This window comes from Pontimicrobium sp. MEBiC06410, from assembly GCF_053601615.1.
Map to the genome: position 1 here is coordinate 1 of NZ_JBSHNT010000109.1, position 229 is coordinate 229.

Consider the following 229-nt stretch of genomic DNA (forward strand, 5'->3'; position numbering starts at 1 on the left):
TACTGGAACGGTTACTGTGCCAGCGCCTTCGTTGACTGTTGCGTCGGCTATTGTTACTGTTGGCGCATTGTCGTTATCGGTGATCGTTACTGTTCCGCTTGGGTCCGTGTTTGCTGTGTTTCCGCTGGTTACTGTGCCATCTACGGTAAAGGTCTCATCGGCTTCATCTATGGCATCATCCGTGATTGGAATCACTACATCGACACTCGTGCTTCCTGCTGGAATGGTC

Annotated in this window: 1 protein-coding gene; it reads right to left on the reverse strand. The window is 51.1% G+C overall.

Annotation, left to right across the window (positions count from 1 at the left end; translation table 11 throughout):
* The coding region (locus ACVC08_RS00705; RefSeq protein WP_452600589.1) for a hypothetical protein at nt 1-229 on the reverse strand (229 nt) is incomplete at both ends.